This is a genomic window from Streptomyces sp. NPDC097129 (assembly GCF_055668065.1).
In genome coordinates, this window is sequence record NZ_JBVOQE010000002.1 from 588,484 (window position 1) to 615,344 (window position 26,861).

General features: G+C 73.8%; 21 protein-coding genes. 3 read left to right on the plus strand and 18 right to left on the minus strand.

Annotation, left to right across the window (positions count from 1 at the left end; all coding sequences use genetic code 11):
- From AC0B9F_RS08505 to AC0B9F_RS08560, 12 genes are all read right to left on the minus strand, one after another.
- Positions 1 to 1,113 (minus strand): ATP-binding protein, encoded by a 1,113-nt coding sequence (locus AC0B9F_RS08505; protein WP_471999959.1) that lies wholly within the window; start codon positions 1,111 to 1,113, stop codon positions 1 to 3.
- Between the two features lie 73 nt (positions 1,114 to 1,186).
- Positions 1,187 to 2,791, minus strand: a complete 1,605-nt coding sequence (locus AC0B9F_RS08510) for a VWA domain-containing protein (protein ID WP_471999961.1) — start codon at positions 2,789 to 2,791, stop codon at positions 1,187 to 1,189.
- On the minus strand, positions 2,788 to 4,176 hold the full coding sequence (locus tag AC0B9F_RS08515) for a hypothetical protein (RefSeq protein WP_471999963.1): 1,389 nt from the start codon (positions 4,174 to 4,176) through the stop codon (positions 2,788 to 2,790). The genes AC0B9F_RS08510 and AC0B9F_RS08515 overlap by 4 nt, the downstream gene beginning before the upstream one ends.
- The gene (locus tag AC0B9F_RS08520; protein ID WP_471999966.1) at positions 4,176 to 4,679 is read right to left on the minus strand and encodes a hypothetical protein; all 504 of its coding nucleotides are present in this window, start codon (positions 4,677 to 4,679) and stop codon (positions 4,176 to 4,178) included. Before AC0B9F_RS08520 ends, AC0B9F_RS08515 begins: the two co-directional genes overlap by 1 nt.
- Before the next feature lie 268 nt (positions 4,680 to 4,947).
- Positions 4,948 to 7,242, minus strand: a complete 2,295-nt coding sequence (locus AC0B9F_RS08525; protein WP_471999968.1) for an SWIM zinc finger family protein — start codon at positions 7,240 to 7,242, stop codon at positions 4,948 to 4,950.
- Positions 7,242 to 10,115: an SNF2-related protein gene (locus tag AC0B9F_RS08530; protein WP_471999971.1), complete on the minus strand. Its 2,874-nt coding sequence runs from the start codon at positions 10,113 to 10,115 to the stop codon at positions 7,242 to 7,244. Before AC0B9F_RS08530 ends, AC0B9F_RS08525 begins: the two co-directional genes overlap by 1 nt.
- A 118-nt stretch (positions 10,116 to 10,233) precedes the next feature.
- Positions 10,234 to 10,815, minus strand: coding sequence for a sugar kinase (locus AC0B9F_RS08535; RefSeq protein WP_471999974.1), 582 nt, complete (start codon positions 10,813 to 10,815; stop codon positions 10,234 to 10,236).
- On the minus strand, positions 10,812 to 11,960 hold the full coding sequence (locus AC0B9F_RS08540; protein WP_471999977.1) for an ROK family glucokinase: 1,149 nt from the start codon (positions 11,958 to 11,960) through the stop codon (positions 10,812 to 10,814). The genes AC0B9F_RS08535 and AC0B9F_RS08540 overlap by 4 nt, the downstream gene beginning before the upstream one ends.
- A gap of 142 nt (positions 11,961 to 12,102) precedes the next feature.
- A complete protein-coding gene (locus tag AC0B9F_RS08545; RefSeq protein WP_471999979.1) occupies positions 12,103 to 12,894 on the minus strand; it encodes an ATP-binding cassette domain-containing protein in 792 nt (263 codons plus the stop codon).
- Positions 12,891 to 13,922 carry an ABC transporter permease gene (locus AC0B9F_RS08550; RefSeq protein ID WP_471999981.1) on the minus strand — a complete coding sequence of 344 codons (1,032 nt, stop codon included), beginning with the start codon at positions 13,920 to 13,922 and terminating at the stop codon, positions 12,891 to 12,893. The genes AC0B9F_RS08545 and AC0B9F_RS08550 overlap by 4 nt, the downstream gene beginning before the upstream one ends.
- Complete coding sequence (locus tag AC0B9F_RS08555; protein ID WP_471999983.1) at positions 13,919 to 14,923, minus strand: sugar ABC transporter substrate-binding protein; 1,005 nt, start codon at positions 14,921 to 14,923, stop codon at positions 13,919 to 13,921. The genes AC0B9F_RS08550 and AC0B9F_RS08555 overlap by 4 nt, the downstream gene beginning before the upstream one ends.
- A 199-nt stretch (positions 14,924 to 15,122) precedes the next feature.
- The gene (locus tag AC0B9F_RS08560) at positions 15,123 to 15,860 is read right to left on the minus strand and encodes a GntR family transcriptional regulator (RefSeq protein WP_472000888.1); all 738 of its coding nucleotides are present in this window, start codon (positions 15,858 to 15,860) and stop codon (positions 15,123 to 15,125) included.
- 129 nt (positions 15,861 to 15,989) lie between these two features.
- On the opposite strand from AC0B9F_RS08560, the gene AC0B9F_RS08565 reads away from it, so the two are divergent.
- Complete coding sequence (locus AC0B9F_RS08565) at positions 15,990 to 16,994, plus strand: Gfo/Idh/MocA family protein (RefSeq protein WP_471999985.1); 1,005 nt, start codon at positions 15,990 to 15,992, stop codon at positions 16,992 to 16,994.
- Between the two features lie 89 nt (positions 16,995 to 17,083).
- On the opposite strand, the gene AC0B9F_RS08570 is transcribed toward AC0B9F_RS08565, so the two are convergent.
- The 4 genes from AC0B9F_RS08570 to AC0B9F_RS08585 all read right to left on the minus strand — a co-directional run bounded on the left by AC0B9F_RS08570 (position 17,084) and on the right by AC0B9F_RS08585 (position 21,698).
- The gene (locus AC0B9F_RS08570) at positions 17,084 to 18,268 is read right to left on the minus strand and encodes a cytochrome P450 family protein (protein ID WP_471999988.1); all 1,185 of its coding nucleotides are present in this window, start codon (positions 18,266 to 18,268) and stop codon (positions 17,084 to 17,086) included.
- Positions 18,269 to 18,362: 94 nt separating this feature from the next.
- Positions 18,363 to 19,043, minus strand: a complete 681-nt coding sequence (locus AC0B9F_RS08575; protein WP_471999990.1) for a response regulator — start codon at positions 19,041 to 19,043, stop codon at positions 18,363 to 18,365.
- 171 nt (positions 19,044 to 19,214) lie between these two features.
- A complete protein-coding gene (locus AC0B9F_RS08580) occupies positions 19,215 to 20,330 on the minus strand; it encodes a hypothetical protein (RefSeq protein ID WP_471999994.1) in 1,116 nt (371 codons plus the stop codon).
- 111 nt (positions 20,331 to 20,441) lie between these two features.
- Positions 20,442 to 21,698 (minus strand): sensor histidine kinase, encoded by a 1,257-nt coding sequence (locus AC0B9F_RS08585; protein ID WP_471999996.1) that lies wholly within the window; start codon positions 21,696 to 21,698, stop codon positions 20,442 to 20,444.
- A gap of 179 nt (positions 21,699 to 21,877) precedes the next feature.
- On the opposite strand from AC0B9F_RS08585, the gene AC0B9F_RS08590 reads away from it, so the two are divergent.
- Positions 21,878 to 22,078 (plus strand): hypothetical protein, encoded by a 201-nt coding sequence (locus AC0B9F_RS08590; RefSeq protein WP_471999999.1) that lies wholly within the window; start codon positions 21,878 to 21,880, stop codon positions 22,076 to 22,078.
- A 60-nt stretch (positions 22,079 to 22,138) separates the two neighbouring features.
- On the opposite strand, the gene AC0B9F_RS08595 is transcribed toward AC0B9F_RS08590, so the two are convergent.
- Together AC0B9F_RS08595 and AC0B9F_RS08600 are read right to left on the minus strand one after the other, a co-directional pair.
- Positions 22,139 to 22,534 (minus strand): guanyl-specific ribonuclease, encoded by a 396-nt coding sequence (locus tag AC0B9F_RS08595; protein ID WP_472000002.1) that lies wholly within the window; start codon positions 22,532 to 22,534, stop codon positions 22,139 to 22,141.
- Positions 22,535 to 22,654: 120 nt separating this feature from the next.
- A complete protein-coding gene (locus tag AC0B9F_RS08600) occupies positions 22,655 to 23,125 on the minus strand; it encodes a hypothetical protein (RefSeq protein ID WP_472000004.1) in 471 nt (156 codons plus the stop codon).
- Positions 23,126 to 23,425: 300 nt separating this feature from the next.
- On the opposite strand from AC0B9F_RS08600, the gene AC0B9F_RS08605 reads away from it, so the two are divergent.
- The gene (locus tag AC0B9F_RS08605) at positions 23,426 to 26,803 is read left to right on the plus strand and encodes an AfsR/SARP family transcriptional regulator (protein WP_472000007.1); all 3,378 of its coding nucleotides are present in this window, start codon (positions 23,426 to 23,428) and stop codon (positions 26,801 to 26,803) included.
- Positions 26,804 to 26,861 lie beyond the last annotated feature (58 nt).

Consider the following 26,861-nt stretch of genomic DNA (forward strand, 5'->3'; position numbering starts at 1 on the left):
TCACGACAGGGTGGCGATCGCGTCGCGGCCGCCCTCGTAGAACTCCGGCCAGGAGCCGCCCTCCTCCTTGCCGCGCGGCTCGACGACGCCGTGCAGGTACTTGTTGAGGATGGCGAGGTCCTCGGGCTCGCGCCGGGCGAGCGAGCCGACGAGCGAGGAGGCGAGGGTACGCGCGGTCAGGGCGCGCTCGCCGAAGAAGTTGCTGTGCAGAATGGCGTCCTCCAGCACGCCGATCTGCTCGGCGGTGGACAGCGCCGACTCCAGCTTCTCGTCGTCGCTCGCGGCCGCGGCCGCGGAGGCGCGCAGGTCGGCGAAGCTCTGCAGCAGCACGTCCAGCAGGGTGGGCGGCACGTCCAGCTCTATCCGGTGGCGGCGCAGCAGTTCCTCGGTGCGGAAGCGGACGATCTCCGCCTCGCTCTTCTTGTTCGTCACCACGGGGATGCGGACGAAGTTGAAGCGGCGCTTCAGGGCGGACGACAGGTCGTTGACGCCGCGGTCACGGCTGTTGGCGGTGGCGATGACGGAGAAGCCGGGCTTGGCGAAGACGATGCCGTCGCTGTCGAGTTCGGGCACGGAGATGTACTTCTCGGAGAGGATGGAGATCAGCGCGTCCTGGACATCGCTGGTGGAGCGGGTGAGCTCCTCGAAGCGGCCGATGACGCCGGCCTCCATGGCCGTCATGATGGGCGAGGGGATCATCGACTCCCGCGACTGGCCCTTGGCGATGACCATGGACACGTTCCACGAGTACTTGATGTGGTCCTCGGTGGTGCCGGCCGTGCCCTGCACGACAAGCGTGGAGTTGCGGCAGACCGCGGCGGCCAGCAGCTCGGCCAGCCAGCTCTTGCCGGTGCCGGGGTCGCCGATCAGCAGCAGGCCGCGGTCGGAGGCGAGGGTGACGATGGCGCGCTCGACGATGCTGCGGTCGCCGAACCACTTCTGGGAGATCTCCCGGTCCAGGCCGTCGGCCCGCTCGGAGCCCAGGATGAACAGCCGGATCATCTTCGGCGACAGCCGCCAGGAGAAGGGCTTGGGGCTGTCGTCGACGGACTCCAGCCAGTCCAGTTCCTCGGCGTACTTGATCTCGGCGGGGGCGCGCAACAGGTCGGACACGTCAGGGCCTTTCGGTTTCGGTGAGGAACGGGAACGGGAACGAGAAGAAGGTGGCGGCGTCGAGCGGCGGCCCTCAGGCGAGGAACGTCTTCAGCTCGTGCACGAGCTTGCGGATGTGGCCGGATATGACCGGCGTCCCGAGGTCCTTGAAGCGGTCCTTGAACCACGGGTTGACGCTGCCGCGGCCGGCGCTGGTCACCGAGCCGACCGGTATGAACTTCGCCCCGGAGCGGTGGATGGCCGCCATGCTCTCGAACAGCTGCTCGCAGTGCCATTCGTAGAAGTCGGAGATCCACACCACGACGGTGTTGCGCGGTTCGGCGATCTTCGGCTGGGCCAGGGCCATGGCGACCGTGCCGTCCGTGCCGCCGCCGAGCTGGGTGCGCAGCAGGGTCTCGAAGGGGTCGTTCACCCATGGGGTGAGGTCGAGCGCCTGGGTGTCGTAGGCGATCAGGTGGACGTCCACCTTGGGCAGTCCGGCGAAGATCGACGCCAGGATGGTGCAGTTGACCATCGAGTCGACCATGGAACCCGACTGGTCGACGACCACGATCAGCCGCTGCGGTGTCGTCTTGCGCGCGGTGTGCCGGTAGTAGAGGCGGTCGACGTAGAGCCGCTCCTGCTCGGGGTCCCAGTTGGTGAGGTTCTTCCAGATGGTGCGGTCGAGGTCGAGGTTGCGGAAGACCCGCTTGGGCGGGACGGACCGGTCCAGGGCTCCCACGGACGTCTTCTCGACCTGGGTGCGCAGCACCTCGGCGACCTCGTCGACGAAGCGGCGGATCAGCGCCTTGGCGTTGGCGAGGGCGACGCCGGAGAGGTTGTTCTTGTCGCGCAGCAGCTGCTCGATGAGCGACATGCTCGGGGTGAGCTGCGCGGCGAGCCGGGGGTCGGCGAGGACTTCACGCAGGCGCATCCTCTTGACCATGTCGGCCTCGATGGAGCCCAGTTCGGGGCCGATCGCCGGGATCAGGGTGCTGAGGTCGGGGGTCGGGAAGCCGGCTCCGGTGCCGGTCGGGCTCACTCCCGCGCCTGCGCCCGCCCGGGCGGCGCCGCTGCCCGTGCCGCGGCCGCCCCGCAGGTCGCCGGGGGCGCAGCCGAGGGCCCGCTCCAGCCAGCCGGCGTCGGCCTGCCAGCGGGCGAGCTGCCCGGCGGTGACCGTGCCGGTGCCGGAGGCGAAGACGTTGAGCAGCACCTTGGACGCCAGGGCGGCCCGCCGCACCTCGGCGGCCCGGTCGCGGCCCTCCTCCTCCGGCTCGGGCACCATCAGGCCGTCGAACTCGGCGGCCAGTTCGGGGTGGCGCTGCACGATGGCGTCGACGGAGGCCTGCGGGTCCAGCAGCGCGGGCGGCAGCCCGATGTCCTCGACGACGGCGAGGGAGGCGGACTCCAGACCGGCCTGCTCCTCGGGGTCGAAGAGGCGGGCGAGCAGGCGCCAGTACAGGACTTGCCGGCGGTTCTCGTCGGGGGTGGGGAGCGGGGGTGCGTCGGGGCCAGGGACGGAATCGGTGTCGGTGTCGGTGTCGGTGTCGGTGTCGGGGCCGATGGTCGGCTCGGTGACAGGGCCGCCGGTCGCGTCGGTGACAGGGAGGGGGCGCTCGGTGCCGGGGTTGGCCGGGCCGGCGATGCGACCGGCCGACTCGGTGGTGTGGCCCGTGGGCCCGGTGGTGTGGTCGGTCATGAGCGCAGCAGCCTTCCGGCGCGTTCGCGCAGTACGGCCACCGCGTCGGTGGCGGCCTTCTCCGCCTTGACCCCCGCCTTGTCACTCGTGCCACCGGCCCAGGCGCCGGCGTGCACCGCGACGGTCTTCTTGCGCACGGTGGTCTCCACCGCGAGCGGCTGCAGGACCCACTGCCCGGCGTCCCAGCGCAGCAGCCCGATACAGGCGCTGGAGGTGGCGACGGCCTGCGGGGTGAGCGGTCCGGCGACCGGGACGCGGTCGGTGTCGACGGCCAGGCAGTGCCCGGCGACGGTGAACGCGACCGTGGCGTCGTCCTTTTCGACGCCGTAGCCCTCCAGGAACACCGGGTGGGCCAGGCGCACCGGGTGCCGGTCCAGCGGTACGGCCTGAGGGGCGGCGGCGGTGGGCAGGGCGACGCGTGCGGTGGCGAACGGGTCGGCGCTCTCGCCGGGGCGGGCGTGCTCGTCCTGCCAGATCAGGTCGCCCTCGGCGGTGACCGGCATGTCGGTGAGGTCCATGCAGCGGCCCTCGCCGGCGGCGGCCAGGAGCGTCATGTGCGGGCGCAGCAGCTGCCACACGCCGGCGCCGAGGACCGTGTCGGGCTTCGGCACGGACACGCTCGCCCGCACCAGCCGGGGCGCGGTGCCGTCCGCGGGTTCGAACACGGCGTGCACCTGGGCCTGGGCAGCGGTGGCGTGCTCCTGCACGTCGACGCCGAGGGGCAGCAGCCGGCCGGTGACGGTCCCCGTGGCGGGCGTGGCGGCGGCGCCGGGCACCGTCAGGAGCATGCCGCGCGCCCACAGGTCGGCCCAGCGGCGCACGGGCACCCGGTCCAGCAGGGCTCCCGGGCACGACGCCGCGAGTTCGGCGGCGAAGCCGTCGAGGAGAGTCGCGAGGCGCCGCAGAGCGGGGTCGGGGAGCATCGCGGAGACCACCTGGGCGGAGCCGGAGACCACCTCGTGGTCGATGGCCTGCCAGCCGGTGCGGGCCAGGTCGCAGAGCCAGGACCGGGCGGCCGCGAGCAGGTTCGGCGCCTGGCCCCCGGCGGCGGCCGGGGCGGCCGCCTCGGCGCGGGTGCGGCCGGTGGCCTCGTCGGCCCGGGCGGCGAGCGCGTCGTGTGCCGCGCCGAGCAGGGCGGTGCGGGCTCCGGCGAGCGCGAGGAAGTGGTCCTCGCTCGCGGCGCCGGCCGCGGCCTTCTCGGCGGCCTCGGCGACTCGGGCGGCGAGCGGGCTCGCGGCGACCGCGTCGGCGAGCGCGGTCAGGCCCTCGGCCTGGGCGGGCTGCGGGCGCAGCAGACCGCCGAGCAGCGTCCGGTCGAAGACGTCGACGGCGGCCAGGGTCTCGTCGAGACCGTCGACCGGTTCGGTGAGCAGGTCCATACGCATCACGCCACCGCCCTCGTCGGCGGGAACCACTGCATCTCCGGCAACGGCGCGGTCGTGGGCGCCAGTTCGAGATACGCCAGGTGGCGCAGGAAACGGCTGAAGACGGAAGCGGCGGCCGTGCTGTCCGCCGGGGACGGGCGGGTGGTGCTCATGGCGAGGCGGATCGCCTGCGCGCCGGGCTCGCTGCCGCCGAGGTCGGCCCGCAGATAGCGGGCGACGCGCTCGGCGCCGTACTGGAGCACCGATTCGTTGATCAGGGCGCCGATGTGGTTGCAGAAGCCGCCGCGGGCGCCGCCGCAGGGGCGGTTGTTGTTGGTGCTGCACGCGTAGGCGTAGGTCCCGGCGGCGACCGACGAGACGTAGACCCGCTCGATGTCCGAGCCGCTGGAGACGACGCCCTGCAGGCGTCCGTCGGCCAGTTCCACGAACGGCACCTTGGCCAGCTTGCGCGGCCGGGCGGGCGGGATCACCCGCGTCGTGCTCGACCTCTCGACGTCGGACAACGCACCATCTCCTTTGCAGCACGAGGGAAGCCCATCGCCGGATCGGCGGGACACCAACGAACTTGGCGGGGACCACTGACAACGCCCCTTCACCGGAAGGCCGGTGCGCTTGCCCGCGGCTGACCGGGGGCGGAGTGCGCTCGGACCCTGGTCGGAGTGCGTTCGGAGTGCGGTCTCGGAGTGGAGCGGAGTGCGGTTCGGAGCGCCGTCCGTCAAACGCCGTCTGCGGGCCTGCCGGCACAGGGCGGGAGCCGGGCGACCGGTCGGTTCAGAGGTCGTCCGAGGTGCCGAGGCCCGTGAGGGCGCCGACCGGGTCCGTGTCGGGGATGCCGCGCGGCCACCAGTCGTCGGCGCCGGGCTCGGACTCGTAGGCGTACCACAAACCGTCGCGGCTCAGCCGTAGTTGGACGTGTCCGCGAGGGTGGGTGAGGCGGTTGCGCCAGGGGCGGAACGCCGGGAGGTCGGCGGCCAGGAGCGCCGGACGCGCCCGGTCGAAGCGTCCCGCCGGGGGATCCCAGGGCTCCTCCAGTACGGCGAGCCCGTCGGCGCCTCCCTGGCGCCACGCGGCGACCGCGCGCGCCAGCTCGGCCGGGGTGCGGCCGGCGGCGGAGGCGAGGGAGGAGTACAGCGCCCGGGAGCCGGCGGTGAGGCCGGAGCCGGGCCGGGCCGCCGCCAGCCGTACCGCGTCCTGCCACAGCGTCAGCTCGCCCACCTCGTCCCGGCCGGTGGCGAGCAGGGCGTGGGCGCGGGCAGCCGCGTCGGTGGCGAGCTGGTCCAGCGCGATCGGGTCGGGTCCGCCGGGGGCCGCCGGGTAGACGGGTGGCTGCTCCGGGTGCGGCGGGAGCGGCAACGGCGCGGGCAGAGGCGGGAGTTGCCGGGGTGTGAGGGCCTCGGTGGCCCGGATGCCGGGGAGCGGGGCGGGTTCGCGGTCCTGTGCGGCTCTGGCCGCGCGCGTGGCGCTGAGCCGGGCGAGCGCGTCGAGCAGTTCCCGCTCGCCGCGGCCGCGCAGCAGGAGCAGCACGAAGGGGTCGGCGTCCAGCAGGCGCGCGGTCTGGTAGCACAGGGCGGCCGCGTGTTTGCAGGGGTGGCCGTAGTCCGGGCAACTGCACCGTGGTTCCAGGTCGCCGGGACCGGGCAGCAACCGGATGCCGCAGTCGGCGAGGGAATGCGGCATCTCCTTGTCGAGCAGGGCGGCGATGTGCCCGGGCCGCTCGGCCGCGGCGTCCAGGAAACGCGCCCAGTCGGCGTCGTCGAGCGTCCGCAGCCGCACCTGCACACGGTACGGCCGGGGCCGGCTGCCCTGCACGTACGCGAGCACCGATCCCGGGGTGACGGTGATCGCGTCCACATGCCCCTGCTCGGCGTAACTCCGCCCGCGGGCCAGTCGCTTCGGGTCGAGCGCGCCCTCCTCCAGCGCCGTCACCCAGGCGTTCCCCCACCAGGTCTCGGCGAACCTCGGGTCCTCCCCGGCCGGCCGGGGTGCGAAGGCGGGGAAGGTGCGGCGCAGGTCGCCGTCCCGCGCGGGCGCGGCCATCGAGTGGGGCAGATGGGGCGCCGGAGCGGGGGCGGCGGACGGCGTGGGACGGGTGGGAGCGTCGCCGCGCGCGTCGGCGACGATCCGCCGGGGCGCCTCCGGAGGCGGGGTTGCCGGACTGCCCGCCTCGCTCGGGCCGTCGAACTCCGCGGCCACCTCATCCGTCGTGGCGTCCGTGGTGGCGTCCGTGGGCATGCGGAAGGCGCTGGCCAGCAACTGCCGCAGCTCACGCGCTCGTTGCGCGGCGGCGTCGCCGGAGGGGTGGCCGCGGTACCGCGCAGACGCCGGTTCGGCGGGACGGGACGGTCTGCGTCGCAGGGAGGACGTGCGGTCCTTCTGGTCCGCTGCGGCCGCCTTGCGCTGTGCCTCGGCGCGGGCCGCGCGCAGCGCCTCGCGGGCGCGGTCCGCCGGGGCCGCGTCATCGGCCTCGGGCCCCTGCTCCTCCGCAGCGGGCCGCTCGTCGGCCTCGTCCTGGGACGGATGTTCCGCGGCGTCCTCGTCGGCCGGCACCGCCCCGCGCCGCTGAGCCACCGCCCGCCGCAGCGCCGCGCGGGCGGCGTCCCCCGGCCTGGGCTGCTGCCCGCCACCGGGCGCCGGTACGACGTCGGAAGCGTTCCCGTGGTCCGGCGGTACGGCATCGACGGCAGCCACCTGCTCCGGCCGCATGGCGTCGGCTGCAGCCGCGTGCTCCGACCGCACGCCGTCCCTGTCGGCAGCCACGTGCCCCAGCCGCACGGCGTCACCAGTGGCCGCATCCCCCGGCCGTACGGCGTCACCAGTGGCCGTATCCCTCAGCCGCACGCCGTCACCAGTGGTCGCACCCCCCGGCCGCACGGCGTCACCGGCAACCGCATTCCCCGGTTGCGCCGCCTCGTCCTCGTGCTCGGGGCTTCTCCGCTCCCCCGCGCCGGTCCCCTCCGGCGTCGCCGTGCCCCGCTCCCGTGCCTCGCGCAGGGCCCGGCGTGCCGCCTCCGCGGGACCGTGGGCGCCGGCCGTGCCGTCATCCGCGCCGTCTTCGGTCGGAGTCATCACGCCTCCCTTCGCAGCGAGACCAGGTCGGACAGTTCACGGTCCGTCAGTTCCGTGAGGGCGGATTCGCCGGAGCCGAGGATGGCGTCGGCCAGGGCGCGTTTCGCGGCGAGCATCTCGGCGATGCGGTCCTCGACGGTGCCCTCCGTGATCAGCCGGTGGACCTGCACCGGCTGGGTCTGGCCGATGCGGTAGGCGCGGTCGGTGGCCTGTTCCTCCACGGCCGGGTTCCACCAGCGGTCGAAGTGGACGACATGGCCGGCGCGGGTGAGGTTCAGGCCGGTGCCGGCGGCCTTGAGGGACAGGACCAGGATCGGTGTCGTGCCGGCCTGGAAGCGGTCGACCATGCGCTCGCGTTCGGGGACGGGCGTGCCGCCGTGCAGCAGGTCGACCGGGACCGCGCGGGCCGCGAGGTGGGCGGTGATCAGGCGGGCCATGCCGACGTACTGCGTGAAGACCAGAGCGGAGCCGTCCTCGGCGAGGAGCGTGTCCAGCAGCTCGTCGAGCAGGGCGAGTTTGCCGGAGCGGGCGGCGAGCCGGTCGCCGACGGCCGGGCCGTGGTCCTCCTTCAGGTACAGCGCCGGGTGGTCGCAGATCTGCTTCAGCGAGGTGAGCAGTTTGAGCACCAGACCGCGGCGGCCCATGCCCTCGGCGGTCTCGATGGCGAGCATCGACTCGCGCACCACCGCCTCGTACAGCGCGGCCTGTTCGCGGGTGAGCGGCACCGGATGGTCCGTCTCCGTCTTGGGCGGCAGCTCGGGCACGATGCCCGGGTCGGACTTCTTGCGCCGCAGCAGGAAGGGGCGGACCAGGCGGGCCAGCCGCTGCACGGCCTCCTCGTCCTCGCCGTTCTCCACGGCGCGCGCGTGCCGGGCGCGGAAGGACTTCAGGGGGCCGAGCAGGCCGGGGGTCGTCCAGTCGAGCAGGGCCCACAGCTCGGAGAGGTTGTTCTCGACGGGGGTGCCGGTCAGCGCCACGCGCGCGGGCGACGGGAGGGTGCGCAGCGCCTTCGCCGTCGCCGAGAAGGGGTTCTTCACATGCTGGGCCTCGTCGGCGACCACCATGCCCCACGGCCGCTCGGCCAGGGTGGGCGCGGCCGAGCGCATGGTGCCGTACGTGGTGAGGACGAAACCGCCGTCGAGGTCGTCCAGGGTGCGCTCCGGGCCGTGGTAGCGGCGGACGGGGACGCCGGGTGCGAAGCGGGTGATCTCCCGCTGCCAGTTGCCGAGCAGGGATGCCGGGCACACGACCAGGGTCGGCTCGCTGCGGGCGCGCTTGAGGTGCAGGGCGATCACGGTGATGGTCTTGCCGAGGCCCATGTCGTCGGCGAGGCAGCCGCCGAGGCCGAGGGAGGTCATCAGCTCGAGCCAGGCCAGTCCGCGCAGCTGGTAGTCGCGCAGGGTGGCGTGCAGCCCGGCGGGCGGGTCGGCCGGGGCCACTCCGGCGGTGAGGCGGTCGCGCAGGGCGGCCAGCGTGCCGGCCGGGACCGCCTCGACCGTCTCGCCGTCGACTTCGGCGGTGCCGGTGAGGGCGACGGACAGTGCGTCGACGGGGTCGAGCAGGCCCAGATCGCGCTTGCGGGCCTTGCGGACGAGCGCCGGGTCGACGAGCACCCACTGGTCGCGCAGCCGGACGACCGGGCGGTGGGCCTCGGCGAGGGCGTCCATCTCGGTGTCGGAGAGCGGGTCGCCGCCGAGGGCCAGCTGCCAGCGGAACTGCAGCAGGTCCTCGCTCTCGAAGAAGCCGGTGCCGTCGGTCGCCGAGCCCGGCGCCGGCCGGACCACCGCGCTCGCGGTGAGGTCCTGCGCCAGGTCACGCGGCCAGTGCACGGCGACCCCGGCGCCCGCGAGCCGGGTGGCGGCCACGCCGAGCAGGTCGCCCAGCTCGTCCTCGGACAGGGCCAGCACATCGGGGGCGTCCTGCTCGGTGAGCCGGCCGAGCGGAGGCCACACGCGGGCGGCGCGCCGTACGGCGAGCGCGGTGTCGACCCGGGTGCGGGGGCCGAACGCGGCGTCGGCGTCGCCCGCCCACAGCGCCGCCGCGTCGGTGACGAGGGTGGGGTCGGCGAGGCTGTGCACCTGCACGATCGCCGCTCCGGCGCCACGCGCGCCCGCGCCGCCGGAGCCCTGGTCGAACAGGTCGTACGCCGACAGGTCCAGGCGCAGCGAGATCCGCACCCCGGCGTCCATACCGGCGGCGACCTCGGCGGCCCAGTCCTGTGCGCCGGGCAGTCGGACGGCCTCGCGGGCGGCGAAGGGCCGGCCGGAGGCGTGCGGCGCGGCCGGGGTGCGGGGCAGGGTGTCGGCGACCGCGTCGAGGAAGGCCCGCAGAAGCGCCTCCGGCTCGGGCAGCCGCAGCGGGCCCGGCCCGGGCAGCGGGACGGCGTGGCCCTCGGCGGGCAGTGCGGCGGCGACCGCGCGCAGGTGGGCGATGTCGTCCGGGTCGAGCGGGCCGGCGCGCCAGGCGTCGTGTCCGGTGGGGGTGAGGCCGGGCAGCAGGCGTCCGCGCGCGGTGAGCCGCAGCGCGTGCAGTGCGGCAGCGCCCCAGCAGGCGGTGGCGGGATGGGCGGCCGGGTCGCGGCGGGCACGCACCAGCAGCGGCAGTGCCGCGTCGAGCGGGAGGGACAGCGCCGGGGTCTGCCTGCGGCGGACGGACGTGCCGTGCGGCCGTACGACGGTCAGGTCGACCGGATCGCCGGCGGTCTCCTCGGGCAGGGAGCCGTCGTCGGGGTCCCAGAAGGCGACGCGGCTGTGGCGCGGGACGGGGGCGGGCAGGAAGACGGCCGCGAGCCGCACGGGCACGCGCTCGGCCGTCGTGGGCGGGCCGGCCGTGCGCGCTGCCGTCCGTTCCGCCACCGCGGGTACTTCGCCCATGCGTTCTGCCACCTCCCGTCCACGCGTCGGATCAGATGTCTTCGACTCTACGGGCGGGGTCTGACAATCGGCTCCGGCAGCCGGGTCGCGCCGGGACGACTCGTGGGGGCGGGCCGGTTCAGGGCACCGTGCGGGAGACGACGTACACCATCGGGTTGTCCGGGTCTGCCGTGTTCACGACGATGTCCTGGGTGGGTGCCGGGTTCTTCTGCTCGTGTGTCAGACCGCTCCACGGGCCCGGGCCGGTGAACTTCCAGCCGGTGATCTTCTGGTCGCGGTCGCTGATGGCGATGTCGTTCGCGCGCAGCTCGCCGCGGCCGGCGCCGATCCAGCGCAGGAAGTTGTCCAGATTGGCCGCCGAGGTCTGGAACTGGACGTAGAGACGGCTGGTCTTCCAGTTGTTCGTCTCGTAGTAGGCGACCTCGTGCGACTGCCGCGGGATCGGCACCTGGTACAGGCGGCGCTGTACTCCGGACGGCCAGCCCGCGGTCAGGCCCGTCGCCGAGTACTTCGCCTCCTTGTCCTTGCCGCTGTCGCGGCTCTGGTTCGCCGAGATCACCAGGTAGCCCGCCGGGACGCCGATGAGCAGCACGATGATCAGCAGGGTGAGCGTCCGGCGGCGGATCCTGTGCCGGCGGTCCTCGCGCGGCTGCTCCGGCTCGTCCGCGGGGGGCGCCTGGTGGGGCAGCGAGGCGGTCATGCCGTGTCCCGGGCCGCGCGGCGCGCCTCGATGTACCGCTCGTAGCGCTCGTGGCGCTCCACCCGGCGCCGATTGGCGCGGCGGAACCGCCGGGCCACCAGTCGCGACAGGTCGGCGGCGCCCACCATGCCGGCCTCGGGGCCGAGCTGGGCCCGTACGATGCGCGCCTCGGGGCGGTAGCCGCGCCCGGTCAGGTGCCGCTTGAAGGCGTCCCGCGCGGGTCCGATCAGCAGGTCGTCGGCCGCGGAGACGCCGCCGCCGATGACGAAGCAGGAGGGGTCGAGGGCGGCGGCGAGGTTGGCGATGCCGACGCCGAGCCACTGCCCGATGTCCTGCAGCAGCTCCACGCACATCGCGTCGCCCTCGCGGGCCAGCTCGGTGATCATCGGGCCGTTGATCTCGGCGATGTTGCCCTTGACGTGCTCGATGACCCCGTACGCCACCGGCGAGTCCGCGGCGGCCAGCTCCCTGGCCTCCCTGACGAGGGCGTTGCCTGAGCTGTACTGCTCCCAGCAGCCGCGGTTGCCGCACGGGCAGCGGTGGCCGCCGGGCACGACCTGCATATGGCCGAACTCGCCCGCCACGCCGTACTTGCCGCGCTTGACCTGGCCGTCCTCGAGGATCGCGCCGCCGATGCCGGTACCGAGCGTGATCATGACGAGGTGGTCCTCGCCGCGGCCCGCGCCGAAGCGCCACTCGGCCCACGCGGCGGTGTTGGCGTCGTTGTCGACCAGCACCGGCACCGACAGGCGCTCCGCGAGGCGGTCGCGCAGCGGCTCGTTGCGCCACGACAGGTGCGGGGCGAACAGGACGCGGTTGCGGTCGGCGTCGACCCAGCCGGCCGCGCCGATGCCGACGGCGTGCACGTCGTGCCGGTCGGACAGGTCAAGCACCAGTTCGACGATGGTGTCCTCGACGACCTTGGGGCTCTTGGACTTGTCCGGGGTCTCGGTGCGGAGCTTCTCCAGGATGTTGCCGTCGGCGTCCACGACACCGGCCATCACCTTCGTACCGCCGATGTCGATGCCGACAGTGGGCACGCGCGGGGCGGTCAGATGGGACCGGCGCTCGCGGGTGCCGACCGTCCGCAGCGCGGTGGCCCGGCGGGAGCCGATGGGGGCCGTGAAGTTGCCGTAGGTGCTCATCGCCGCCGATTCTGCCCCACGGGTGCCTTCGGCGACGAACGGGGAATCGAGGGGGTGGTTCGTGACGTAGGCCGTCCGCGGGTGGTCGGTGGTTGCTCGCGCCCACGCGGCGGAGCCGCATGTCGGCACAGTCCCGCGCCCCTCAGGGGCGCTGCAGTTCGTGGCGTAGAGCATCAAGGTCGCTGCCGCCTGCCATTTGCTGGGTCAGGTCGTCCAGGGTGATGTCGTCGCGTGTGTAGTTGCCCACCATCGTGCCGCGCCGGAGCAGGACGAAGCGGTCGCCGACCAGGTACGCGTGGTGCGGGTTGTGGGTGATCAGTACGACACCGAGACCCTCGTCACGTGCCGCCGCGACGTACTTCAGGACCACGCCCGACTGCTTCACGCCCAGCGCCGCCGTCGGCTCGTCCAGGACCAGGACCTTCGCGCCGAAGTGGACGGCCCGCGCGATCGCCACGCACTGGCGTTCGCCGCCGGACAGGGTGCCGATGGGCTGGTCGACGTCGCGCAGGTCGATGCCCATGCGCAGCAGCTCCGCGCGGGTGGTGCGGCGCATGCGGTCGACGTCCATGCGCTTGAACGGGCCGACGCCCTTGCGCGGCTCGGAGCCGAGGAAGAAGTTGCGCCACACCGGCATGAGCGGAACGACCGCGAGGTCCTGGTAGACCGTGGCGATGCCGCGGTCCAGTGCCTCGCGGGGCGAGGAGAGACGGGTCTCCTCGCCGCCGACGCGCAGGACACCGCCGTCGTGCTGGTGCAGACCGGCAATCATCTTGATCAATGTTGACTTGCCGGCGCCGTTGTCGCCGAGGACGCAGGTGATCCGTCCCGCGTGCACTTCGAGGGACACGCCCTCCAGGGCGCGGATGTTCCCGTAGTGCTTGCTGACGTCCGACAGCTCGACGAGTGCCGTCGAGGACTCGGTCCGCGTCATGTCGTGGCCTCCGCGCGCTTGCGGACCCAGGCGTTGAGCAGGGTCGCGAGGAGCAGCATCGCTCCGAGGAAGAACTTGAACCAGTCGGGGTTCCACTCGGCGAAGACGATGCCCTTGCTCGTCATGCCGAAGATGAACGCGCCGACGGCGGACCCGACCGCGCTGCCGTAGCCGCCGGTGATCAGGCAGCCGCCGATGACGGCCGCGATGATGTAGATCAACTCATTGCCGACGCCCTCGCCGGACTGGACGACGTCATAACTGAACAGCAAGTGTTGACCGGAGATCCAGGCACCGAAGGCCACGCCCATGTACAGGCCGATCTTGGTCTTCGCGACAGGGACGCCGACGGCGCGGGCCGCGTCCTGGTTGCCGCCGACCGCGAAGATCCAGTTGCCGGTGCGGGTGCGCAGCAGGATCCAGGAGGCCAGCGCGACCAGGGCGAGCCACCACAGGATGGTGACCTTGATGCCGACGCCGCCGACGGTCAGCGTCGAGGCGAAGACGTCGTGCGCGCTCGCGAATCCCTCCATGTCGGCGATGGTCTTCGTCGACACGGTGCCGTCGATCAACTTGGTGAAGCCGAGATTCATGCCGGTCAACATCAGGAACGTGCCCAGCGTGATGATGAAGCTGGGCAGCTTGGTGCGGGTGAGCATGAACCCGTTGAAGGCGCCGACGGCGAGGGTGACCAGCAGGGACACGCCGACGCCGACCCAGACGTTCGCGGTCATCTGGAAGCTGGACATGGACGAGATCAACGCCGACGACGTCACCATGACGCCGGCCGACAGGTCGAACTCGCCGCCGATCATCAGCAGGGCGACCGGGACGGCCATGATGCCGATGGTCGAGGACGCGTACAGCACCGTGCTGAGGCTGGAGGCGTGCAGGAAGCTGTCGGCGAAGAACGCGAAGAAGACGAAGACCGCGATCGCGCCGACCACCGAGCCCAGCTCGGGGCGGCCGAGCAGCTTGCGCAGCGGCGAGGTCTCCAGCAGCCGGTCGTCCGCGGTGGTGGCGGTCATCGGGTGCCTCGCTCGGCGTACTCCCGCAGCGCGGGCGCCTGGTCCTTGGTGATGATCTGCGGGCCGGTGAGGACCGGGCGGCCGCCGCCGAGGACGTCGTTGTTGTACCTGTACAGCCACAGCAGGTCGACGGCCTGGTAGCCCTGGAGGTAGGGCTGCTGGTCGACGGCGAAGCCGAGGGTGCCGTCCTGGAGCTCGGTGGCGACCTTGCCGTTGAGGTCGAAGGTGTCGATCTCGGCCTTGCTGCCCGCGTCCGCCTTGGCCTTCACGGCGGTGTCGGCGTAGGGGGCGCCGAGGGTGACGACGGCGTCGATGGACGTGTCGGCCTGGAGCTTGGCCTCGATGCCGGACTGCACGTCGGGCATGTTGGTGCCGTTGACGTAGACGCGCTGCAGGGTGCCGTGGAAGGTCTTGCCGATGCCGTCGCAGCGCTGCTCGTGACCGACGTTGCCCTGCTCGTGCAGCACGCACAGGGCCTTCTTCTTCCCGCGCTTGTTCAGCTCCTCGCCGACGGCCTCACCGGCGATCGTCTCGTCCTGGCCGACGTGGGTGAGCGCGCCGAAGGCCTTGGACTCGGCGGAGCCGGAGTTCACGGTGACGACCGGGATGCCGGCCTTCTCGGCGCGCGCGACGGCGCCCTTCATCGCGTCGGGCTTGGCGAGGGTGACGATGATGCCGTCGACCTTCTTGTCGACGGCGGCGTCGACGAGCTGCGCCTGCTGCTGGGCCTCGTCGTCGTGCGAGTACAGGAAGTTGATGTTGTCCTTGACGGCGGCCTGCTTGGCGCCGCTCTGGACGATGTCCCAGAAGGTGTCGCCGTCGCCGGAGTGCGTGATCATCGCGAAGGTCCAGCGGGGCGTGTTCACCGCCGCGTGCCCCTGCGCGGCCGCGGCCTTGCGGGCGTCCTCGGCGCGTTTGCCGCCGGTGCTGCTGCACGCCGCCAGGGACACACACAGTGCCCCTGCCCACGCGATCCCTGCCCACGTCCGAAACCGTGCCACGAGGCCGTGCCCTTCTTGCTGTCTGCCGTGCGGTGTCCTGCGAGGGGGCCCGGTGGTCTCGCCAATCCCACGCGTCCCACCGGCCCCAAACGCTCCAGTATCGGGCACGGCTCATCCCCGCCGTGCGCCCGGGGAGCGCACGGCGGTCTTATTGTCCGGACATGAGGGCGCAACCGGGCGCCGAACGCCCGCCGCGGGCTCAGGACCGCACGAGCAGCTGGAACTCGAAGGAATAGCGGCTCGGGCGGTAGATGTGGTCGCCGAACTCCACCGCGCGCCCGGTGTCGTCGAAGGTGGTGCGCTGCATGGTCAGCAGCGGGGCGCCCTGGCTCTCGGCGAGCCGCTCGGCCTCGTCTGCGGTGGCGCCTCGGGCCCCGATGGACTGGCGGGCGCTGTGCAGGGTGATCCCGGCGCTGCGCATCAGCCGGTACAGGCCGGTGCTCTCCAGCTGCGCGGTGTCCAGGTCGAGCAGCCCGGGCGGCAGGTGGTTGCACAGGTACGCCATCGGCTCGCCGTGCGCGAGCCGCAGCCGCTCCACCCGGTGCACGTCACCGCCCTCGGCGACCCCGAGCGCGGCCGCGACCTCGGCGGACGCCGGGACGATCGCGTTGACCACGACCTTGGTCTCGGGGCGCTGCCCGGCCGCCTCCAGGTCGTCATAGAGGCTGCTGAGCTCCAGCGGCCGCTTGACCTGGCTGTGCACGACCTGGGTGCCGACCCCTCGGCGGCGCACCAGCAGCCCCTTGTCGACCAGGGACTGGATGGCCTGGCGGACCGTCGGCCGGGACAGGCCGAGCCGTGCGGCGAGCTCGATCTCGTTGCCGAGCAGGCTGCCCGGGGTGAGGGTGCCGTGCTCGATCGCCGCTTCGAGCTGCTGGGAGAGCTGGAAGTACAGCGGCACGGGAGAGCCGCGGTCGACACGGAGGTCGAGCCGCACGGTCGGGTCCACTTCTGGTTTCGGCACGGCCCGAGCGTAGCTCCGTGGGCTGTTGACGGGAAGTCGTGTAGTCCGATTGTCCGGACATACGCATTGACAGGGCACGCATCGCGACCCCACTTTGTTTCCATGCGCATTGGGGTCATCGGGACCGGCCGGATCGGCACCATCCACGCGAACACTCTCAGTCGCCATCGCGACGTCGGTTCGCTGATCCTCACGGACGCCGACCCGGCGCGGGCCCAGGAGCTCGCACTGCGGCTGGGCGAGACGGCGGCGCCCGGGGTGGAGGAGATCTTCACCTGGGGCGTGGACGCCGTGGTGATCACGACGGCGACGCGGGCGCACGCCGAACTGATCGGCCGGGCGGCGCGCTCGGGGCTCCCGGTGTTCTGCGAGAAACCGATCGCGCTCGACCTGCCGGGCACGCTCCAGGCGATCGCGGAGGTCGAGGCGGCCGGCACGGTGTTGCAGATGGGCTTCCAGCGCCGTTTCGACGCGGGGTACGCGGGCGCCCGCGACGCGGTGCGCTCGGGGCGGCTCGGGCGGCTGCACACCGTGCGGGCGGTCAGCTCCGACCAGGCGCCGCCGCCTGCCGCGTGGCTGCCGCTGTCCGGCGGGCTGTACCGGGACGCGCTGATGCACGACTTCGACGCCCTGCGCTGGGTCACCGGCCGGGAGGTGTCCGACGTGTACGCCGCGGGGTCCGACGCCGGGCCGGCGATGTTCCGTGAGGCGGGCGACGTGGACACGGCGGCGGTGGTGCTGACGCTGGACGACGGCACGCTCGCCACCGCCACGGCGACACGGCTGAACGGCGCCGGGTACGACGTGCGCATGGAAATCGCCGGGGAGCGGGACCAGATCGTCGTCGGGCTGGACGACCGCACGCCGATCGCGTCCACCGAGCCGACCGGGCCGCCGGCCGCGGACAAGCCCTGGACCGGCTTCCTGGAGCGCTTCGCGCCCGCGTACGAGGCGGAGCTGATGGCGTTCGTCGAGGTGGTCCGGGGAGAGCGGGCCAACCCCTGCGACGGGCGCGAGGCGCTGCAGGCGCTGCGGATCGCCGAGGCCTGCGAGGTGTCGCGACGCGAGCGGCGGCCGGTGCGGTTGGGAGAGATGGCGGGGGCGTAGGACCGGCCGGCGGGGGGCGGGCCCTGCGGTGCGCCCGCCGTCACCTGGGCGCGTGAGCCCGCACCGCGTCCCCCTTGCCCGTCAGCTCCCTACCAGCGCACCGGCAAGCTCCGCACCCCCCGCATCAGCGTGCCCGGGAGCCAGGGGCCGGGCGGGGCGGCCAGGGCGAGAGCCGGGGTGCGTTCCAGCAGGGACCGCAGGGCGATCTGGGCCTCCAGACGGGCCAGGGGCGCACCGAGGCAGTAGTGGATGCCGTGTCCGAAGGCCAGGTGGCCGCGGGTGTCGCGGCGGATGTCGAAGCGGTCGGGGTCGGGGAAGCGGCCGGCCTCCCGGCCGACGGCGGTCAGTCCGACGAGGACCGGCTCACCCCGCTCGATCCGCCGGCCCGCGATCTCCAGCGGCTCCACGGCGAAGCGGAACGTCGTGTTCTGCACCGGTCCCTCCCAGCGCAGCGTCTCCTCCACCGCGCCGTCCACGAGGCTGAAGTCGGCGCGCACAGCAGCGAGTTGGCCCGAGTGGGTGAGCAGCGCGTACACGGCGTTGGTGATGAGGTTGACGGTGGTCTCGTGGCCGGCGACGAGCAACAGGAAGGCCATGCCGCGCAGTTCGTCCGCGGAGAGCCGGTCGCCGTCCTCGGTGACGGTGCGGATCAGGTCGCCGAGCAGGTCGTCGCTCGGGCCGGCACGGCGCTTGTCCTCGATCAGGTCGGACAGGTACGCGCCGAGCCGGGCGAAGGCCTCCTGCTCACGGGCGGCGCTGCTGGGCGCCACGGCCTCCGTGGACATGCGGCGGAACGCCGCGCGGTCCGGCTCGGGCACGCCGAGCAGTTCGCAGATCACGGTGATCGGCAGCGGGTAGGAGAAGGACTCCACGAGGTCGGCGTGGCCGAGCGGCAGCATCGCGTCGAGCAGGTCGTCGGTGATCTGCTGGATCCGCGGCCGCAGCCGCTCCACGCGGCGCATGGTGAACGCGCGGGAGACGAGGGCGCGCAGCCGGGTGTGCTGGGGCGCGTCGGTGGTGAGCAGGTGTTTGCCTATGTACTCGTCGTCGAGGAAGGTGAGCCCGATCCGGGCGGTGTCCTTGACCAGCCGGGGGTCGGTGAGCGCGGCCCGCGCCTCCTCCTGGCCCACGACCAGCCACGTCTCCTGGTATCCCTCGCCCGTGGGCAGCCGCACCCGGTGCACCGGGCCGCGCTCGCGCAGCCTGGCATACGCCGGGTGCGGGTTCTCGGTGAACCCGGTGCCGAACTCCTCGACGTCGATCACTTCGCCCACGGCTCTCCCCCTCGCTTCGGGCCGGTCCCCACCGGCCGCCGCGTACCGGCCGCTGTGCGGCCTCCCACTCCTTCCCAACGCGCGGGCGCGGCCGTCAGTGCCCGCTGCCGCCGGTTTCGTCGACCAGTCCGGCGTCGTACGCCAACAGGGCGATCTGCACACGGTTGTTGAGGCCCAGGCGGGCCAGGATGCGCGAGACGTGCGCCTTGACGGTGGCGACGCTCATGAACAGTTCGGCGGCGATCTCCGCGTTGGACAGGCCCCGGCCCACCGCGACGGCGACCTCGCGCTCCCGCTCGGCCAGCGCGGCGAGCCGTTCACGCGCGCGTGCGCCACGGTTGCCGGCGACGGTGCCGGCCGCGTGGAGCATCAACTGCCGGGTGACGGCGGGCGACAGCACCGGGTCCCCGGCGGCGACCTTGCGGACCGCGTCGATGATCTCGGCGGGCGGGGTGTCCTTCAGGACGAACCCGGCGGCGCCCGCGCGCAGGGCGCGCAGAACCTGGTCGTCGGCGTGGAAGGTGGTCAGCAGCACGACCTGCGGCGCGTCCACGCGGGAGCGCAACCGCTCGGTGGCGGTCAGCCCGTCCACGGACGGCATGCGGATGTCCATGAGCACGACGTCCGGGCGTGTGCGGTCCACCAGTTCGGCCACCTCGCCGCCGTCGCCCGCCTCACCGACGATGCCGATGTCGCCCGCCCCGCCCAGCATCAGCGACAGACCGGCCCGCACCAGCGGGTCGTCGTCGACGAGGAGCACTCTGATCACAGTCATGTCCCTACACAACCACGCCGGCGCACGACCGGTGAGCGGCTTCCCACGGCACGCACCGTCGCCCGTAACGCCCCACGCACCGCCCCACGAGCCGGTGGTGCACGCGCCCCGGCGATGCACGCGCGTGGTGGGGACGGCCCCCGCGCCACGCGCGTGCGCGACGGTGCCGGGTCAGGCGCGCAGCACCACCCCGTAGCGGGTGCGCAGCCGGCGGATCTCCCACCAGGCCACCGCCGTGACCGAGGCCGGGCCGCCGAGCAGGGAGCACAGCTGGACGACCGGCGGCCCGGGCGGCGGCCCGCCCGCGACCAGGCCGATGACCGCGAACTCCCACACCAGGACGCCCGTGAGGAGGGCGGGCAGCGCCGGGTGCACCTCCGCCGTGTTGAAGGCGCTGCGCACGGCGGGGCCGGAGGCGAACGCCACGAACAGCGCGACGTAGATCATGGGGACGAACGCGGTGAAGAACAGCAGGGGTTTGACGAAGACCCACGCGGTGCCCTGGCCGCCGCCGGCGAACCGCTGCATGCCCCAGGCCCCCGCCGCGGCGAGCAGCGGCACCAGCGTGAACGCGCCGAAGTACCACAGCACCGACCGCCCGGCGGCGCGCAGCCGCGGCCGCATCGCCTGTCGTGCCTGCGGCGAAGCCCACCGGAAGAGCACCGCCACCACCAGGGGCGCGCTGAGCAGCAGCAGCCAGGGTGTGATCACCAGCCGCGTCCAGTACTGCTCCTGGGCCTGGGCCATGTCCTCCGGCTTGCCGTAGGCGATCAGGATGAGGAACGACATGACGCCCGCGGTCCAGGCGCGCGCCTTCTGCACCCGCGTCACCTCCGGGTCCTCGATACGGCGGTGACCCCGCGCGGGGAAGACGCGCCGCGCCCTGGTGCGGGCCGAGCGGGCCATCGGGTAGCACAGGAGCAGCGGCAGGGTCAGCCCCCAGACGCAGGGCAGCAGCATCAGCGCCCACACACAGCCGTGCACGCGCTGCCGTCCGAACCGCAGAACCTCACCCAGCGGCGGCCACTCGTCGTCCCGCAGCCGACGCCACACAGAGGTGTGCGCCGGCCCCGGACCGTACGGGGAGGGACCCGGCTGCGGCGGGACGTAGGGCACGTACGGGCCCTGCGGAGGCGCTCCCGGCGGGGGCGCGTACGGCGCCGGACCGCCGGGCGGGGCGTACGGGTTGCCGTGGGGCGGGGCGTACGGGTTGCCGTAGGGCGGGGCGTACGGGTTGCCGTTCGGTGGCCAGGGTGGCTGGTACGGGTGGTGTCCCCCGGAACTCACGCTGCTGTCCTTTCGGGCGCTGATCTTGTGTCCCGCACAAGTCAACCGGCAGCAGCGTCCCAGGTCATGGCATTGCGTCAATCTCTGACAGTGCCCCGCCTCACCCCCGCCTCACCCCCACGGCAGCCACGCGCGTACCTCGAAGCCGCCGTCCGCGCGCGGTCCGTGCTCCAGGCGGCCGCCCGCGAGTGTGGCGCGTTCGGTGAGGCCGATCAGGCCCTGGCCGGAGCCGGGGACCGGCGGGGGCTCGTGGCCGGGGGGCGGGTTGCGTACGGCGACGGTGAGGCCGTCGCCCGGGGCGCCGGTGACCGTGACGGTGACCTCCGTGCCGGGGGCGTGCTTGCGGGCGTTGGTCAGGCCCTCCTGGGCGATGCGGTAGGCGGTGCGGCCCACCGAGGCGGGAACGCCGGCGGTGTCGGTGACGTGCTGATCGAGCGTGACCTTCATGCCGGCCTCGCGGGACTCGGCGACCAGCGCCTCCAGGGCGGCGAGCGTCGGCTGCGGGCGGCCCGCGTCGTCGCCGTCCCCGGCGCGCAGGACACCGATGATCTCCCGCAGGTCCTGCAGGGCCTCGTGGGCGCTCTCCCGGATGACGCCGGCCGCCCGCGCGATCTCCTCGCCGGGTGCGTCGGGGCGGAACTCCAGCGCCCCGGCGTGCACGCTGAGCAGGGTGAGCCGGTGGGCGAGCACGTCGTGCATCTCGCGGGCGATGGCCTCGCGGGCGAGCCGCTGCGCCTGCTCGGCGCGCAGCCCCGCCTCCGTCTCGGCGCGCCGCGCGCGCTCGCGCAGGCTCAGCAGCAGCTGCCGCTTGGAGCGCACGAACATGCCCCAGCCGACGACGGCGACGGTGAGCACGACGACGAAGGCGACGGCGGCGGGGTAGGACAGGTCGGCGTCGGGCCGTAGCCAGTAGTAGAACGGGATGACGGCCAGTTCGGCGGCGCCCACCCAGGCCACGTACCGGAAGGGCCGGTGCACGGCGAGGGTGAACAGGGCGATGAGGTAGGCGCCGCCGGAGGTGTCGGAGGCGAAGTTGACCGCGGTCAGCGCGATGGCGAGGGCGACCGGCCAGCGGCGGCGCAGCCATACGGCCGCGCAGGCGGCCACGCCGAACAGTTGGTCGGCGACGGCCAGCGCGTGCGGGACGTGCGGGTTGTCGCCCACCGAGTCGGCGGCGGCCAGGCCGACGCCGACGGCCAGCGCGAAGCAGGAGAAGTCGACGGCCCAGTCGCGGGCGGTGCGCCGGGGCCGGCCGGCGCGGCCGGTGACCGGGTCCAGTTCATGGGTCAGGGCCGACGGCAGCCACCACCGCCGGCCGGGGAGGACCGGCGCCCGCGCCGCCCCGTCGTCCTTCGCAGTCCGCTTCACGAGCGACCAATCTACGGAGCGCGGGCGGGCCCCACCCGCCGGTGCGGGCGGTCGTCGACCGAAGTCGCCCGGGTACCGACTTTGGTCGTACCCGCGGCCCGGGACCCGCGACCTGCGTCGGGCGCGGCCCGCCGCTCGGCCGATGCGGGTCGAGGGCGGGCGGGGTGAGGCTCGTGCCCATGAAGACGTTGCTCGAGACTCTCGGGTTCCTCGCCCTGGTGCAGGGTGTCATGGGCCTGCTGCACGAGTTCGCCGGATGGCATGTGGGCCTGGTGCGGCGGATCGGCCTGCTCGACGGCCACGAGGTGTACGCGAGCGTCGCGCTGATCGTGCTCGCGATCGCCCTGTTCGTGGCCGCCGAGCGCCTCACGGCGGACTGAGGGCGGCGGGGCCGGCGGCTCAGCGTGTCCGTTGCTGCCGAGGCCACCGTGGGCCGTGGCTCAGCAGCCGAAGTCGACCAGGTCGAACGTGGCGTAGTGGTCGCCGGTGTAGTAGTCCTCCTGCTGCTCCTCACCGGTGACGATGCGGCGGGCGCCGCGGGTGGGAGAGCCGGGCGTGATGACCGTGTACTCGTGGTAGTAGCCGCCCGGCCGGCTCGGCAGGACTCCTTCCCTGTTCTGGAAGACGACGCCGTCCTGGTCGTACGGGAAGGGGCCGCCCTGCTCGATCAGGTCCAGGGTGTCGTGCGCCTGGGACGGCAGGGCGCTGTAGCAGACGCTGCCGACGGACGTGGCGGCGGCGTCGGCCGGGGTGGCGGAGACGGTGGCGCCCATGAGGAGGGCGGACAGGACGGCTGCGGTGGCGCCGAGGCGCGAGACACGTGGGGGGAATCTCATGCGGGCATGATGACGCGCGTAGAGACTGGCATGTCAATGACAATCACCGGGTCTCCTCCTTTCCCTCCCGGGTGTTCGCGGACCGTTAACCCAGGGCTACGCCGGCACGCGCCCGGCACCTCATCGGCCGCCGCGCAGGACCCGGCCCAGGGTCTGCAGGGCGCGGTCGCGGGCCGGTACCTCGGGCAGGGCCCGGGAGGCGCACTCCAACAGGAGGGTGGCGACCGTGAGTTCCAGGTGCAGGCTCGGCAGGCGGGGCGCCCGCGGCGCACCGGCGGCCGCCGCGGCGAGCAGCGTGCGCGCCCAGTCGGCGAGCGGTGCCGTCATCTGCCGTCCGTCGGGGTGTCCGGCCGCGGCGAGGGTCGCGGGCAGGGCGTCGGCGAGGCGGGCGAGGATGTCCTCGCGGTGGTCGCGCAGCAGGGCCGCGTGCGCGGCGGGCATCGGCGGGCGCCGTGCCCGCACGTCCGGCCCGGCGGCGGCCCAGGGCGGGTTCACGCGGCTGAGCCCTTCCTGGAGGGCCGCCGCGAAGGTGCGGCCCACCAGTTCCATGCCGCCCTCGGGTACGGCGGCCGGTGCGGCGGTCTTTGTCACCGTGACTCCTCAGTTGTATGGGAAGACGGCCGGATGGCTCCGCAATAGGAGTTTCCCCTAGGGAAATCCGGCCAATTGCGGAATGAAGCTAGCTCCGCCGGCTCCCCTTCGGACCACGACCCGGTAATTGACCACTCCCCGGACCGGTCCCGCATTTCGAGCACATGAGGGCGACTCCTCCAACCTGCCCACACCCTGCACCACTTGGCTGAATCTTTACCCTCCAGGGCTGTCGTGACAGTGAGATGAACGACTATTCGCGGCCCGCCGACGGTGCGTTATCTGGGTTAATGTGGGCGCATGCGATTCGGGGTGCTCGGCCCGCTGGAAGTGCGGACCGCTACGGGGAGGCCGGTTCGGGTTCCTGAGGTCAAGGTCCGCGCACTGCTGGCGAGCCTGCTCGCCCATCACGGCGAGGTGGTTCCCACCGTCCGCCTCATCGAGGCACTGTGGGGAGGCACACCCCCCGCCAATCCCACGGCCTCGCTCCAGGCCAAGGTCTCGCAGCTGCGGCGTGCGCTGGAGGACGCCGAGGAGGGCGCCCGCCATCTGGTGATCCACCGCGCGCCGGGCTACACGCTGCGGGCCGCCGAGGACGCCGTCGACGTACGGCAGTTCCGGGCCCTGGTGGAACGCTCGCGCACGCTGGGCGACCCCCGGGCGCGGGCGGCGGCCCTCGCGGACGCGCTGGCCCTGTGGCGCGGGCCGGCGTTCGCCGACTTCGCCGACGAGCCCTTCGTCCGCTCCGCCATCGCCCGGCTGGAGGAGGAGCGGCTGACGGCGGTCGAGGAGCACTTCGACGCCCGCCTGGAACTCGGCGAGCACCGCCTGCTGCTGGGTGAACTGGCGGCCCTGGTGGCGGCCCATCCGCTGCGCGAGCGCTTGCGCATGGCACAGATGCGGGCCCTGCACCTGGCCGGCCGGTCCCCGGAGGCGCTGGACAGCTACACCGATCTGCGCCGCCACCTCGACGAGGAACTGGGCCTGGTGCCCGGGGAGGCGGCGAAAGCGCTGCAGCAGGCCATCCTGCGGCAGGACCCCGCGCTGCAGCAGCCGCCCGCGCCCACCGTGGCCGCGGCCGCGCCGCGCACACGCTCCAACCTACCGGACTTCCCCAACGCGCTCGTGGGCCGGGAGACGGAGCTTCAGGAGGGACGCCGGCTGCTCGCACGCAGCCGTCTCGTCACATTCGTCGGACCCGGCGGCGTCGGCAAGACCCGGCTCGCGGTCGCCGTGGCCGCGCAGGGGACCGCCGACTTCCCCGACGGTGTGCGGCTGGTGGAGCTGGCGGGGCTGCGACGCCGGGACCAGGGGGTCCAGCACTGGTGCCTGGCCCAGCAGGTCCTCACCGCGCTCGGCATCCGGGAGGACGCCGAGCAGACCGGAGCGCGGGCCGGGGAGGGCGCCTGCGGGCCCGAGGTGCAGCTGCTGGAGTTCGCGGCCTCCCGCCGGCTGCTGCTCGTGCTGGACAACTGCGAGCACGTGCTGGACGACGTGGCCGCGCTGGTGCGGACGCTGCTGGAGCGCGCCCCCGGCATCACGGTGCTCGCCACCAGCCGCGAACCGGTACGCCTGCAGGGCGAGACGGTGTGGCCCGTACCGCCGCTGGAACTGCCCCGCTCACCGCGGCAGGACGCCCTCGAACGCTCCAGTGCGGTCCGGCTGTTCGTGGAGCGGGCCCGCGCCGCCGACCCCTCCTTCGTACTCGACGCCGACACGGCACCGGCGGTCGCGGCCGTGTGCCGCCGCCTGGACGGCATCCCGCTGGCCCTGGAACTGGCCGCCACCCGGGTGCGGGCCCTGGGCGTCCATGAGCTGCTCGACCGGCTCGACGACCGCTTCCGCGTGTTGAACTCCGGCTACCGGGCCGCCCCGCGCCGCCAGCAGACGCTCCAGGCGACGATCGAGTGGAGCTGGAGTCTGCTCACGCCCCCGGAACAGACCGTGCTGCGGCGGCTGGCGGTGCACGCCGAGGGCTGCACCCTCGCCGCCGCCGAGGACGTGTGCGCCGGCGGGGAGATCGTGGCCGACGAGGTCGTCGACATCCTGGCCCGGCTGGTCGACCGTTCCCTGGTGACCCGCAGCGACGGCCCGGCCGGCGCCCGCTACCGGCTGCTGGAGTCGGTCGCGGCGTACGCGCAGGCCCGGCTGGAGGAGGCCGGGGAGGCTGCCGAGGTGGCGCTGCGGCACGCCGTCCACTACACCGGGCTGGCCGAGCGGGCCCGGCCGCACCTGCACGGGCCCGAGCAGCACCGCTGGCTGCTGCGGCTGTCGGCGGAGACCGCCAACTTCCTGCGCGCCGAACGGGAGGCGGTCACCGGCCGGGCCGGCGACCTGGCGCTGCGGCTGGTCAACGCCCTGGCCTGGTTCTGGGTCCTGATGGGCCGGCTCACCGAGGGCCGGCGTTCCCTGGCCGCCGCCCTGTCCGCGGCGGCCCCGCCGGACAAAGGCGCGGCCGCGGCGGAGGCCGCCACCTGGTGCGAGGGCATCGGGCTGCTGCTCGGCGAGGTGGAACCGGAGAAGCGGTGCAGGGCGCGGGAGATCGTGCCTCTGCCGCGGACGACCGGCCTGGCGCGGGCCAAGTGGTTCGTCGGGCACGCCCTGTGGGACGTGGGCGCCCTGGCGGAGGCGGAGAGCCGGCTCAACGAGGCGCTCGCCGACTTCCGGGCGCTGCGCGACGCGTGGGGCGTGGCCGCCGCGCTGAGCAGCCGGGCCGCGCTCGCGATGACCCGGGGCAGTCTGGACGCGCTGCACGACGACGCGCTGGAGGCGCGCACCCAGTTCACCGGCCTGGGCGACGCGTGGGGCCAGCTCAAGGCGGCGCAGGCACTGGCCGTGCACGCCGAGATCACCGCCGCGTACGAAGAAGCGGCGCAGCTGCACCGGGAGGGGCTGCGCATCGCCGAGTCGCTGGAGCTGTGGTCGGAGGTGTCGCGCCAGTTGTCGGGGCTGGGCCGGATCGCGCTGCTGTCCGGGCGGTACGACGAGGCCGACGAGTTCCATCGTCGGGCGCTGCGGCTGGCGGTCGAGCAGGGCAACCGGCCGGCCGAGCAGATGGCCGAGCTGGGGCTGGCCCTCGGCGCGCGCCGCCGGGGCGATCTGGACGCGGCCGTGACGCATCTGCGCCCGTGGCTGGCGTGGAACCGCAGCCGCGGGGCGAGCAACGGCCTGGCGCTGGTCCTGGCCGAGCTGGGTTTCTGCGCCGAGCTGCGCGGGGACGCGGCGGACTGCCTGGAGCGGCACCGGGACGGACTGGCCGCCGCCCTGGCGTCGCAGGACCCGCGGGCGGTCGCGCTGGCGCTGGAGGGGCTGGCCGGCGGCCACGCGCTGGCGGGCCGCGCGGAGCGGGCGGCACGACTGCTCGGGACCGCCGACGCCACCCGGGCCGGATCGGGCGCGCCCCTGCCGGCGGCGGAGCGCGCCGACGTGGAGCGGATCGCGGGGCGGGTACGCGACGCCCTGGGCGCCCAGGCCTACTCCGCCGCGTTCGGAGCCGGTGGGGAGGTGGACCACCGTGCGGCGGCCGAGGCGGAGCTGCGGGCCGCGCAGCCGCCGGGGGAACCGCAGCTCATGCAGGAGCCCACGGCCGCGTCGCCGGTCCCTCCCCCGCCGTCGGCCCCGCCCGCGGGCCGGCCGGGCGGGCGGGGACGGCTGCGGCGCATGCCGCGGCCTGCGTGAGGGTGGCGCATGCCGCGGCCGCCGGCCTGACGACGGAGCTTTTCGGTCACGGTGGGTC